Genomic DNA, 14,309 nt, shown 5'->3' on the forward strand with positions numbered 1-14,309 from the left:
GCATGCTATATCAAATACAAGCGATTCATTATCATCAAGTCTATGTACAGGAGGGCCTGTAAATTGCCTCTTCATTTTTTTGCTGTCTTTTCTTTCCGCCAAAAAAAACAAATACAAACACTAGTAGGATTAGGCATACAGGAACGATTGAATAGCAAAAATAAATCAGTATTGATGACCATTTCACGGTAGGCATGGCAAACTCTTTTAACAACAATAAGCCTACACTTCCTAAATACCCTACCGAATCACATAAGTAGACAAAAAAACCTGCATTTGCTCTAATTTTAAATAAGGCTATAATTCTTTCAAATAAAACAGTTTGAACGGGAGTATATGCTAGAAATAGCCCAACACCTATCAACAACATCCAACTATAGGCGTTGATATAATGTAGTTGGAAAAGAAATGTACTGGTTCCGCTTAGCAATATCCCAAACATCATCAAGGCAAGCGTAAAAATAAATCCTTTATTGTTATTACGAATGAAAGCAATCAAACCAATAGCAAGCACCACAATAATACTGCTTATAATTTCTGTAGTGGCAAATACCGTCTCAGAATACCCTGGTTGAATTTCATCCCAGATCTCAACCGAGAAATTATCTCTGAAGTCTCTCATAACAGTAAGAAAGGCATAGATAACAACAATACATGCTACTCCAAGTCCATATACCGCCATGACAGCTTTTCGAGCTTCTTTATCCATCGGAATACGTTCCGCTCGTAACAACTGATCTTTACTATTTGGAGCCGGGATTACAGATAGCATCCAAACGAAAAACAAAAAGAATGGAAAGAAAAATCCACCGACAATAAAGGGCATCCAGAATTCCGATGCACCCAACAGATGTTGGATAAACAAATAGACTGTTTTAAGTACGCCAGAAGCAACAATGATACTGATATTTAAACCAAAGCTTAACAGTTCGGTAAACTTCCGCCCTTCTAAAAAACTAAAAACAATTCCCCAGATCATTCCCAAGGGAAGCCCATTTAAAAATAAACATAGAAAATTGTAAGGAAAAGGGATCACAGCAAATAGCAAAAGGCTTAATGCAGCGATTAGAATAAGTGCAATAATAAGCTGCACTCTTTGATTAGGCCTCATTTCTGCAATCACCTTAATACCAATAAATTTGGATGTCATATACCCTAATACCTGCGCAATAATTAAGATGGATTTATAATCCATCCCCCATAACCTTAAGCCATCATAGTGCCCCATATTAAAAGGTTTACGAAAAGCATACATGCAGAAATAAGCACCGAAAGCTGCAAACGCACACCACAAGATGAAACTAGGAGAAGACGTTTCTGCTAACCAACGTGAAACTTTATTCTTGGATTTTGTTTCCATTGTATAGGGGGTGCTGTGTTATAAATTGAAAATCCTCTTTACGCTTTCTTCTGTATATCCAATTCCTGCAGTCATACCTTTTCCTCCAATACAAGTGCGAATCAATATACTTTCAGTTACATCTATCTCGACAATATTTTTATCGGGGTGTTGTGGATAGTAGCCTGCCCAGCTACTACTAATTTTATGAACATCAAAATTAGCGATACGTGCTGCCTCGTTCAACATTAACTGATTGATGTAATCACTGATCCGAAAACCTAGATCGTCTAATTGATTGGCATCTGCATATTCATGAGAGTCGCCAATAATAAAACTTCCGTCAACAGCTTTTTTGAATAAAATATGAATGCCCCACTTCTGCAGTTCCTTGTAATGATCCGGCGTGGAGATTTTATTAAAAGACGGACAGTAATGTTCAAAACTCTCGTAACGTCTTATGGTGAGGCCTGTTAAAATATTACCCTCCAATTGCACTTCCGGCATGGGCACTGTACGCAACATCTGCAACTTACTTACTACTTGTCCACTCTTGCTATATATCTCTGGGAATAACAACTTAAATTCATTGCCATTACAGATAACCACCTTTTCACCTAAATACGTAGAGCCATTTGAGGTTTTCACACTTACGCCACCTGTGCTGTTTTCGCAGCTAATAACGGGTGAGTTATATAGCAAGGTAAGCTCCTTGAATTGTTCTTGCATATAGGCATGCACCTTGTAGATCATTTGATCAGGTTCTACACTTACCTCCTGTGGAAAGAAAAGCCCCTCCTTCACATAGGAGGATTTTAAAGCCGTATATTTTGCTAATACATCTGTTGCTGATAGTAATTTACAGGTATAACCAACTGTATCATAATGGTCTTTCAGCTCGTGAATAAGCTGTTGCTCACTTTCATCTGAAGCTATATAGACACTACCATTATTGCGGACACTTATATCAAACTCTTTTTGAAGCGACTGATAAACCTCCAGCCCTCTTACACCATAGCGAAACCACTGATCAACCATACCAGATGGTACTGCCTGCCCAAAATTTCGAACGGTGGCACCCACAGGATAATTGTCTTTCTCCAATAACAGTACTTTAAGCCCTGCTCTTAGTGCATGGTAAGCATGAAAGGTTCCTAATATTCCGCTACCTACCACAATTAGATCATATTTTTTATCTTGCATAAGCTTGAAGATTTTTTAAAAGCATTTTAAAATACATTTATATCACTGCTAATACTGCACGACACAATATTAAACAATGTTTATAAATAATAAACAATAAAATAGGTTAAGTTTTTGTTAATAATAGGAAAACTGTGCTGGATAAGGAATGACACGATCGGAAATATGCGGTACTGTTTCATATCCCAAATAATAGCTTTGTTCCTCACCCGTGAGATTTTCCGAATAGGACGATTCTTTTCCTTTTATAATAATAGTTCCATCATCCATGATATTTACCAAAGCCCATATAGGTTCCACGGTATGCACAAAACGATATCCTTTCTTGGTGCGTGCAAATTGATACGCGATGCTATTAATTTGTAAATAAGGAATATCATTATACCAATTCAAATAGTCTTCGTGATGATGTCCGCTCAAAACCAAACGAATTTTTCGATGACCTGCCTGCTTATTTATCCTTTCGAACAGTATACGGATTATGTTCCCTTCCATTAAGCCATCCAAATCATTATCTATACCCTGATGACAGAAAACGATCACCGGCAATGAGGTTCTGTCCAGATCTTGATGCAGCCAATCATATTGCTCTTTTAGAATAGATCTTGGATACCTGGATGTATCATCTTGCGGAAGACGCTCATTCCCGTTCAATACAACAAAGTGATATCCATTTAAATCGAAACTGTAATAGGCCCCGGCTGCATTCCAAAATTTAATCACGTCTTGGTGTGTAAAACCTCCATCCACGTCATGATTGCCTATAACGTGGTACTTGGGGCCTGTAAATTTATTCCAAGCCTCGATGAGCGTTTTATTCTCCTGTTTAGGCGAACAAAAATCACCCATCTGTATGACGAAATTTGGTTTTTGCGTATTCATGTATTGCGTAAATGCTTCAATCCGTTCAACGCCATCTTTTATGAGGTCATGATGCAGATCAGCACAAACTCCAAAGCTCAACTGAATAGTGCGATTGCGCGCTGTAGGATCTGATGCTAATGCAGAAAGCGGGTTTGGTGACAGCGGTGTTAAAGCGCCCAACACAAAGGAGTTTCGTATAAAATGTCTTCTCTTCATGATGCATTTGTTTTACAGCTAATAATAAATTGTTTCATATCGACTTGACCCATCTTCATACAAATCCAAAATGGAATAGGCTGGTGGAAAATCGTCCAACACGCCACCCCACCAATTACCCGAAACTGCACCACCACAATAATAGTTGACACCTAAATAATTGACCGAATCAACATAATGCACGTGCCCACTTAAAGCAACTTTTACATTCGCACTTTCTTTCAACATCTTTTTAACCTCAATAACATCTACATGCTGGTCCCCTCCGGGGAAACCTAATTCCTTAGCTGGCTTACGCTGTGCGGCATACAGCAAGGGGGTGACAGAAATAATGGGCACATGTGAAAAGATTAACACGGGTGTTTCTTTCGGTGTTTCCGCCAACTGTTTCTTTAACCATTCAAGCTGCTCTTCTCCAAAAGTATAGCCACCCTTGTCAGCAATATAATGTATGCTATCTAAAGCAATAAATTTCCACCCTTTGAGATTAAAGGCATAATACTCATGAGGTAATTCCAATTTATTCTTCACCCAGGTTTTGCCATAAAGCGGATCCTGACTTGAAGCCGCATAGCCGGCATCTTCCTTTGAAATGTACCAAACATCATGATTACCTATACAGCTTTTCATAGGTAGCTGATTATGCTGTATGACTTCATCCCATGCCGACCACAACTTACTTACTTTATCTTTTGGTTGATTGTTCATATCCATCAATGAATCGCCGGTATTTATAATAATGTCTGGCTTATCCTGCAAGGCATTTACTTCCTTCAAAACTTTGGCAAAAGCTTCTTTTGGTGCTGGAGTATCTAATAAATGGATATCTGTTAAATGTGCGACCCGAACGAGGCGTTTTATACCTTTATCGCCTTTTCCTATACTGAAGGCTTTTAGATTCGAAAATGCAAGTAATGAAGAAGCAGATAATAAGCTGGCCCCTTTTAAAAAATTTCTTCTGTTATTATTCATACTAGGTTTATTTAATTAGCCACATGACATCATTTTGCGTATCAGACCAATTGAATTGCCTTTGCAATGCTTCCTTCAAATTGGCTTCATTTGTACTATATTCTGTTGTTGGATAAGCCCATCTTTTAGGTATCTGATTATTATTCGCATTCGCCGGTCCGACACTAAATGCGGGCACCCCTGTCCTCCTTTGCTCATAAAATGCTTCTCTCCCAGAATTTTCAAAGAAAGCCACATATTTTTGTGTCAAAATTTGTTTTAATCCTTCTTCATTATTTCCTATATAAGCGTTTTTTAGCAAGAATGCATCCATCTTATCAACAAAAACACCGTAAAACTTCATCGATTCTTGTATTCCCAAAGCATAATGTTCGGCCGCATTTCCACTAGCCCAACCTCTATTGATTCCCTCTGCTAATGCAAAATGAACTTCCGATGCGCCTAATTGTATGGCAGGCATGCCAGCAGGAGAAACTACCCAATAATCGAAATTAATCATAGACAACTGACCGTCTGTTGCTTGACGCAATAACGTACTCTGCAAATCACCGGTTTTACCTCCTTGATAAGCGCTGAACGGATTAGCAGGATCAGGTGTGATACCATCTGCAGGCAGTGCCTGTATCATCAACCGGGGATCTTGCGTTGCCTTTAAGATATCGACATAGGTTGCACCCAATGTATTCCGTACATCTCGTTTAATAACGATTCCATCCGATGGCCAAAGTGGATAAATATTAATAGTACTATATTTAACTTGAAAGTTATCCTCATTGGAAAGTATCAAAGGAAATTGAGTACCATTTGTAAGCAATTCTGCAAACCGTTCTTTAATCCTAAGGTCGGGTGTATCGTCAGCTCTTTTGCTAAGACTTATTAGTATTCTTAATTTATATGCGTTTACCAGCTTACGCCACTTATCGATTGCCCCATTATACAAGAAATCACCTTCTAACACCTGTTTATTCTCCAGATGCGCATCTAATTCCACATTCGCTTCATCCAACCAATTCAACACCTGCTCATACACCTCACGTTGCGTATTATATCGTGGCTGAAAATTTCCTTCTGACCCTCCTTTTATGGCATCCGTCATCGGAACATCGCCAAACATAATGGTTGCCCTGGCAAAAAAGTAAGCCTTAAAGAATTTGGCCATTGTCAAATAAACAGCACCTAGATCGCCCGCCTTTTGCGCTTCTATTTCCATTCTATATACATCACGCAAGGCGCCATAAGGATCGTCAAAAGAACCCGTCGTCCAGTTATAAGGTTGGCCGGCATAATAGGCCTCGTTTTGCGTCATATATTGATTATGCCGTTGATCCTGACTCCAGGGGGCATCATAACTTCTCATCAGCAGGCCCGTAAAGATGAGCTTTGGTGCCGGATCATATACAGCAGCTGGATCTTTTTGCAAATCCTCTATTTTTTTACAGGAACTTATCGAGCAAAGCGCAAGTCCGATAAATATTATTAATTTAAAACCGTTCATAAATTGAAGTATTGAATGAAAGAATTAATAGGTGTTAAAAAGTAGCATTTAAGTTTACACCAAAACTCTTAACAGAAGGTGTTTGATAATCAGAGCTTGAACCTGTGAACTGATCAAGATCCATATTTTGTGTTCCTTTGCCAGTAAAATAAAAGAGATTCCTTCCCACTAGTGATATACTAGCCGTATTAAAGAGTTTTGTTCTTTGTAGCATACTTGCAGGTAAATTGTAGCTTAACACCACTTCACGTAGTTTCACAAAGGTTCTTTTCTTTGCTGCTATTGGCCCCGACTGATAATAATTGGTTGCCCAACCCTGCCATAATACAGGTATATCATTTGGTGCAAACACGCGTGTATCGGCGATAATATTCCCATCCTGATCTGCGCTCAATTGCCCGCTTACAATTTTTAATCCGTCGGTCATCACACTCCCTTGATAATCTGCTACATCTCTATTTTGCCAGTCTTTTAAACGGTATTCATTGGCCGATTCGGGATGCGTACCCGAGCCCCACTGCTTCGCATCTTGTACATTGTTAATTAACCCTCCAAATCGACCATCAAACATAAAACTCAAGCTGAAGGTTTTATACCGGAATGTATTATTCATGCTTATTGCCCAGTTATTGTCGGAGTGTCCTATTTTAGTCATATAAGGGTTATAAGCAGGCAAACCATTTGTTCCAACAATAAGCTTTCCCTGTTCATCTTTTTGAAAGTCCCGCACATAATAACTGTCCCATCGTTCACCTACATAGATATTTCCATAACGATTTTGTACACCATCTACTTCATGCAACCAGGCATGATTGGTAGAGGCATTCAGCAAAACATTCCATGAAAAATTGGGACTTGAAATAGGGGTACCATCTATGCTAAGTTCCAGACCCTTTCTGAGTAAGGTTAAACCGTTGATCTGACGAGCACTTACGCCAGAAGTTACTGAGGTGGTAAGCTCGATAATGCTAGGCCCTTCCAGGTTTCGAAATACCGCAGCATCCAAGCCCAAACGTCCATCCAAAAAGCGCATTTCCAAACCTAATTCAAATGTTTTTACGCGTTCCGCCAACAAATCAGCGTTTGGAAGTACACCAGTATAGGCTACACCTGTATACGTATTATCCCAGCGGCCATAATTACTGTAAAAAGGAAGTAGTTTATAAATGTCGTACTGGGAATCTTCATCCACAAAATCACTCGCCACATCTGCATAGGCTCCCCGTACCTTCATGGAAGAAATCACTTTAGGCAAAGTGACCATTTCGGAAACAACAGCACTTAGGGATGCTGAAGGATAAAAATATGTATTGTTTTTCAACGGCATGGTAGAAGACTTATCTACGCGCCCTGTTAAACTTAGGTACAACATACTCTTATAGTCTAAATCAACAAAGCCATACACACTACCTACCTGCCTTGACGCACGATCGTTTGTGGAAATAGTTGGCATAACCGAGTTACTTAGATCATAAACACCTGGTACTGTCAAACCCCTATCTGTTCGGGCAAATAATGATTTAACACCCACTGTTCGTAGGTTTCCATAAATCGATCCAGTAAATCCTATATTATCAAAGAAGCGGTCCTGGTATTTGAAAGAAGCTTCGGTATTATTTTCCCAAAAGGTATCGTAAGTTTCCTGATAACCTCCAACCCGACTGCCGCCAATCGTGTAACCATATAGATTAGCTGATATAGGAATTTTTATAGTTCTGTTTCTATTCCACGTACTTACGCTGGTTCTGGCATTAAACGTTAGCTTATCCGACAACTTATAGTTCATCATCACATGGCCGTATACATCATCCTTATCGTAGGTTCTGAGGTTTTCATAGGCCGTCATCCAGGGATTATCATATATGGTATATTCCCTGTTAAACTGTTGTACATTTTCTTTTCCGGGTTGCCAATAATTTCTTAAATCATTGATATCATAATCTGCACCACCCCAAAGTGTCAGGATATAAATAGGACTGTGTGGCCCATAAGATAGGTTCGGATAATTTGGTGAATACTGTTTGTTATAGTTAATACTTGCATCAAATCGAAGCTTACTTCCCGCATTAATACCGCCCGTCAGATTCACATTTGTACCGCCCAATTTCGTATTGGGCGTCGTACCTTTTTGAAACATTTGAGAAACAGAAAGTCTAAAATCTCCTTGCTCGCCTTTCGTAGAGATCGCAATATTGTTTGTACTAAGCAGCCCATTTTCAAGGAAATTCTTTAAATTATCCTTACCTCTCGCAATCCATGGCAGGGGAACAAGTTCTCCCGTTTCAGGGTCTGTGGGACTATTGTATTGCGTAATTAATTGTCCTTCAAATCGGGGACCCCAGATGTTATAATCATTGTCGTTAATTCCCCCTCCTCTACCATCTTTAAATGCATATTCGTAATTAGATCCCGGACCATATTCTGTTTGCATTTTCGGAATGGCATTATAGCCTGTTTGCAGTTGTGTGCTGGAATTGAACTCTACCTGAAAACCCTTATCGTTCGCTTTTGCTCGTTTTGTAGTAATCACAATGGCACCATTTTGACCTCTATTTCCGTATAGGGCAGCGGCATTTGCACCCTTAAGAACGGAGTAAGATTCAATGTCATCCGGACTTAAATTCCACGAATCCGTGTTAACGGGCATGCCATCTACCACAATAAGCACATTGCTTCGTCCTCTCAAGGTTATACCGGGGTCACCAAAGAGATTTGTGCTGGGTGTAATCGTCAACCCCGAAACCCGCCCTGCTAAATTTGAAATAGCACTTGGCTCCCTGGCTTTCACCAGATCAGGTCCTTTCACCTCTTGAATAGAGTAGCCAACAGCTTGCTTTTCTTTTTTAATGCCCAGCGCCGTGACGACTACCTCGTTAAGCCCTTGCTGGCTAGGAGCGAGTACTATCAATAGCTCTTGCTGCGTTCCTACTATTAAATCGTTGGCTTGATAACCAATAAACATAGCACGCAATGAATCTCCTTGTGTAACCTGTAAACTAAACTTTCCACTTTGATCTGTGGAAGCAATTTTACCGCTGGTAACATTCCTAACGGTAACCCCAGGGATAGTTTCATTGGTCAATGAATCGGTGACTTTTCCACTTATTGTTTTGGTCTGGCCAAAAGAATAATGACAAAAGAGAATCATCAGCAGAAGGAACAATGCAGATGTCTTTTGTAAATGAGTTGGAGGTTGAACTAACATAATATATTTAACAGTTTTTGTTTATTAAAAACATAGCAATATTAAACTTTGTATATTATTAGTAAACTAATGTAACGTTAAATTTCCGTTAAAGTCAACCATTGCTGATTCACAAGTGCTTATTTTGTTTAAAAACAAGTAACAGCATCACTTTTCAAACTACATCAATCGATTGCGTAATTTTTTATTTAGTATCACTTAACAAACTCTATGTAACAAAAAAGATCGCCTGACTAAGGCGATCTTCAAAATTGACATTATTAGGCTATCTAGTAGCCGGGATTTTGTACCAGTTTTGTATTTAATAACATTTCCGAGGTTGGCACCGGATAAATACGATAAGTTGCCGGTTGGCCACCAGGGTTAAAGCCCCAGGCACCTTCAAACTTGCCGAAACGTATGAGATCATTTCTACGCCAAGCTTCCCAGGCAAATTCTCTTCCACGTTCAATTAGTAGCTCATCGAGCGTAATACTATTCACTTCATCTGCTCCAGCCCTTATCCGTATTTTGTTCACCAGCGTTTCTGCTGTTTGCATTTCACCATTTACAGCTGTTGCTGCAGCACCTCTCAAGATCGCCTCAGCTTTCATCAGGTAAACATCTGCTAAACGAAATACAGGCACATCATTATTAGAATCGCGATTACTCGGGTGGGTATTTTTGTCTGGATAAAATTTGATCGACCGGACACCCCGTGCCTGCCCTAATTGATCGTTACCCACGTCCATAGTCGCTTCATTTCTTAACGGCATTTCCGGTGTAAAGTCCAGCTGCCAATCAATCGCCTGATTCGGATTTGGCCCATTGTAACTCGCATCCAACCCTTTATTGGTTGTGGAGATCAAAATTGGATTACCGCTAAAATCAACCTGTTTCCCTGCCAGCCAAGTGTCATTACGTTTGTCACTCCTTAGATTAAACAGTTGATAAAAATCGGCAATCGTGCTCAATGCGATACTTGGCCTAAAAGGTAATTCGTATTTTTCCTGCAAGGCTGTATGCAATCCAAAACGTGAAAATTGATTACCTGTAGCGACATTCGCATCATAAGGAACCGCAAAGATCGTTTCACTATTAGGTCCATTCTCTGGCATAAACAAACCCGCAAAATCACCAACTAAGGCAAGATTGGATTCTGTTAGAAGTCTGTCTGCATAGGTCACGGATTCGGTATATTTTGGTGTTCCGATATAATATTCAGCATTTAAATAAAGCTTCTGCAATATTACATAAGCTAACCAACGAGTTGGACGACCATAGGTTAACTGCCCTGTTTCAGTAGACAGGTCCGGCGCTGTTGCTATCAACTCCGACTCGATAAAAGCGAATACTTCTGTACGTGTGGACGTAGCCGGTTGCTCGGAGGAACCAAAGGAAGCGGAAATTGGCACATTACCATATAAATCCATCATAAAAAAATAAAACAGGGCACGCATCGTGCGGATCTCTGCCAGGGTTTGTGTTTTAGCGTCACTTTCTTCTGTGCTTTCAAACAAACTTAACAAGCGGTTACAGGTTTGAATGCCGCCAAAGCCCCACTCCCATACGGCTTTCACCGTAGGATGATCAGGATTCCAATTGTGCTTATGCAACATACGGTACTGACCTCCATCATCATAGTTCCCGTCCCGAGCAGGAATTATTGCTTCATCCGAAGAAAGTTCCTGCATACGCCAATAGTTCACAGCATAGCCTGATCTGAGTTGCGTATAAATAGGACCCGTTGCCGCAACAAACGATTCCGGCGTATTGGGAAAGTTATCAGGCGTAAGCTCCGATTCAACAGGTACATCTAATTTCGTGCAGCTAGCTGCCATTACAACTATCAGTGCACTTAATATATATATCTTTTTCATCTGTATAATTTATTTTTTAAAGGTGATGAAGCTATCATGATTTTTCACAGGGTATTCGCTAAATAGGTGTTCAAGAGCTCGCAAGCTCGGTTTATTCCTTACACTGTGTGGTTTGGCAAATCATGATGGTTTCATTATGTAAATCATCTTGAAATATTAAAAATTCACATTAAGTCCCAACATGAACGAACGCGTTTTAGGATAATAATTACGGTTATCAACACCCGGCTCTATCCCACCCATATTAACTTCCGGATCGATGCCTCGATAATTGGTAATAACAAATAAATTATTAGCACCCAAATATGCTCGGAGCGTACGATTGTTTGTTTTAAAAGTATATCCCAGTGTAACATTATCTAAACGTAGATAGGCGCCGCTTTCCACAAAACGATCTGATAAAAAATAAGCATTGTTATCATTGATCGGCTCCTGTTCATCTAGGGTAAAGCGTGGGATATTTGTTTGCGTTGCATTATTGGGGGCATTCATATCGGCCAATGTGCCATTGATAATTTTATTCCCTGTGACTCCCCTTAAAAAGAAGTTTAAATCAAACTTTTTATATTTGAAGGTATTGTTCCAACCGTAAACCAGCTTAGGTTGTGCATTACCTATATAATAAAAATCATCGGATGTGGGGGCAATCGTTAGATTACCTTCTTTATCATAGAATTGGGATACGCCGTCCGCATTTTTACCCGCGTAACGCCAGGTGTAAATGGACCCCAAGGCATATCCTTCCTGCACACGCTGAGAGGCATTCCCCGACTGACCTCTACCGCCTAAAAAAGCAGTTTGTATAAGTGGCAATTCAAAATTATCATTGCTCAGCGAGGTCATTTCGTTTTTATTATGTGCTAAATTAATGGCGGTAGTCCAGCTAAATCCATTCCGGTTAACCGGTGTTGCCTGCAAGGATAGCTCGATACCTTTATTAGTCATTTCACCGGCGTTAGCGGTAAGCCTAGGTACAAAATACTGGGTAGCAGACACCGGATAAGTCCATAGTAAATCTGATGTACGCTTATCATATATATCCACAGAGCCAGAGAGGACATCGTTGAACAAACCAAAATCGAGCCCAATATTGATAGTAGCCGTGCGTTCCCATTTCAAGTCAGGATTATCATTTTGAAAGGGCCCAATTGCGTTGATAAATTTCCCATCATAATAGAACCGTCCGGTTCCTGCATATAGGAATCGAGAAGTAAACACATCAAATCCTGCAGAATTACCCGAAACTCCATAACCAGCACGCAATTTTAAGCTGCTAATAACTGGCGCCCCTTGCATAAAATCTTCTCTATCAATGAGCCATCCAATCGATGCTGCAGGGAACAGCCCCCATTTGTTATTAGCACCAAAAGCAGATGATCCATCTCTTCTTAAGCTGGCCTGTAATAGGTATTTATTTTGATATTGGTAATTTACTCTTCCATAGAAAGAGATAAGGCGAAGTGTCTGAATACGCTTCGTTCCATAATCAACAGCAACCCCTTCATCAGGATTTCCCAAGCCCGGATTATTATAAGAAAGATCGTCGGTCACAAACCCCTGATTAGTGGTTTGAAAACCATCTCCCAAACGGTCTTCCTGCCAGGAGTAACCAGCTAATAATTTCAGACCATGCTCCCCAAATGTGCGATCATAGTTAAAAAAAGACTCGATAATCTTCTTCGTATTGGTAACCGTATTTCTGATCACACGGCCATTCACATTCTGAGCCAATCCAGATAAACGGTTATAATAAATATTACTATCAATCCGCTCATCTTGATAGGATACATTTGTAGTAAAATCTAAGCCCTCTAGAATAGTCACTTTCGCTCCACCACTGGCTAAAAATAACTTTGTTTTTTGGTTAATCTCATTGTTATCTATCAACGATACCGGGTTTAGATAGCCACGCGTCACGGAAAAATCTTCACTATATGAGCCATCCGGTTGTCTTACTGCTACAGTTGGCAGATAAATAAGCATATTACTGTAAACTTCATCAGCCACCAACTGGCTGTTTGTGCTGCTATTCGTAATATTTAAATTCAGCTTTAACCGATCGTTAAAAGCTCGTTGTTCCATATAGCCCCTTGCTATAAAGCGTTCCAAAGACGACCCTTTAATGATACCCTGATTATTTAAGTAGTTTACGCTTGCACCATAAGAAGAATTTTGACTGCTTCCACTAAATGAAAGATTATGATTATGCGAAATTCCCGTGCGACTTACCTCATCCTGCCAATTTGTATTACTACCATCATCCGTCGTTGCAGTTTTACCATTCTCACTCAGATATGTTCGCAGCTCCTCCCCGTTCAACATATCAATTGTATTTGAGATTTGCTCGGCAGCTACATAAGTGCTATAAGAAAGCCTGGTTGACCCACTTTTGGCTTTTTTGGTGGTAACCATAATAACTCCGTTAGCAGCACGAGAGCCATAGATAGCGGTAGAAGCAGCATCTTTGAGTACATCAATACTTTCTATATCATCTGGCGCAATTAAATCAATAGAAGCGCCAGGAACACCATCTATCACATAAAAAGGTTCTTGAGACCCCGCTCGTAAAGTGGAAGGTCCTCGTAGAACAACCGCAGGTTTCTCATTTGGATTACCACTGCGCGTAATGTTTAATCCGGCAACCTTACCTTGTAGAAGCTGACTCGGAGTGCTAAATACACCCGTATTGAATTCCTCACTGCTCACAGAAGTTATAGAACCTGTTATTTCACGTTTATTGCTCGTTCCATAACCAACAATCACTACCTCTCCTAGCCCCATAGGTTCCTCCTTCAATTTCACATTTAAGGTAATCTGTTTTCCTGCTACTACTTGATAGTTGCGTAAGGTGTCTGGCATAAAACCGATGTAACTAAATACAAAGTCGTAAGGTCCCCCACTGGGAATAGATACAAACTGAAATAAGCCTTGTTCAGAAGTGCTTGCCTGAAAACTTTTTTGGGTGCTTTGGTTAATGGCGCGCACACTTACCCCAATAAGTGCCTTGCCTAGCGTATCTTGCACCAGCCCTTTTACAAGGGGTCTTTCCTGTTGCGCCAGCAATTGCTGACCAGAGAACAAACAGAAAGCGAATAAGATACCATTCTTAAATTGCTTTAATACATTCATCTTGAGTTGATTTTTTTAATAAGTGTT

Annotated in this window: 8 protein-coding genes; all 8 read right to left on the reverse strand. The window is 40.0% G+C overall.

Annotated features, from left to right (window positions below; genetic code table 11):
- Positions 1–40: 40 nt before the first annotated feature.
- On the reverse strand, positions 41–1,360 hold the full coding sequence (locus tag BMY50_RS25230) for a DUF5690 family protein (RefSeq protein ID WP_093331442.1): 1,320 nt from the start codon (positions 1,358–1,360) through the stop codon (positions 41–43).
- Positions 1,361–1,378: 18 nt separating this feature from the next.
- Positions 1,379–2,542: a TIGR03364 family FAD-dependent oxidoreductase gene (locus BMY50_RS25235; protein ID WP_093331447.1), complete on the reverse strand. Its 1,164-nt coding sequence runs from the start codon at positions 2,540–2,542 to the stop codon at positions 1,379–1,381.
- A 117-nt stretch (positions 2,543–2,659) separates the two neighbouring features.
- A complete protein-coding gene (locus BMY50_RS25240) occupies positions 2,660–3,622 on the reverse strand; it encodes a metallophosphoesterase family protein (protein WP_093331451.1) in 963 nt (320 codons plus the stop codon).
- 18 nt (positions 3,623–3,640) lie between these two features.
- Entirely contained in the window at positions 3,641–4,594 is a 954-nt protein-coding gene (locus BMY50_RS25245; protein WP_093331456.1) for a metallophosphoesterase family protein, read from the reverse strand.
- Positions 4,595–4,601: 7 nt separating this feature from the next.
- Positions 4,602–6,089, reverse strand: coding sequence for a SusD/RagB family nutrient-binding outer membrane lipoprotein (locus BMY50_RS25250; RefSeq protein WP_093331460.1), 1,488 nt, complete (start codon positions 6,087–6,089; stop codon positions 4,602–4,604).
- Positions 6,090–6,123: 34 nt separating this feature from the next.
- On the reverse strand, positions 6,124–9,294 hold the full coding sequence (locus BMY50_RS25255; protein ID WP_093331464.1) for a SusC/RagA family TonB-linked outer membrane protein: 3,171 nt from the start codon (positions 9,292–9,294) through the stop codon (positions 6,124–6,126).
- Positions 9,295–9,563: 269 nt separating this feature from the next.
- Positions 9,564–11,153: a RagB/SusD family nutrient uptake outer membrane protein gene (locus BMY50_RS25260; protein ID WP_093331469.1), complete on the reverse strand. Its 1,590-nt coding sequence runs from the start codon at positions 11,151–11,153 to the stop codon at positions 9,564–9,566.
- 156 nt (positions 11,154–11,309) lie between these two features.
- Positions 11,310–14,282 (reverse strand): SusC/RagA family TonB-linked outer membrane protein, encoded by a 2,973-nt coding sequence (locus BMY50_RS25265; RefSeq protein ID WP_093331478.1) that lies wholly within the window; start codon positions 14,280–14,282, stop codon positions 11,310–11,312.
- Between the last annotated feature and the right edge of the window lie 27 nt (positions 14,283–14,309).

The sequence above is a fragment of the Olivibacter domesticus genome (genome assembly GCF_900109575.1).
Classification (GTDB): Bacteria; Bacteroidota; Bacteroidia; order Sphingobacteriales; family Sphingobacteriaceae; genus Olivibacter; species Olivibacter domesticus.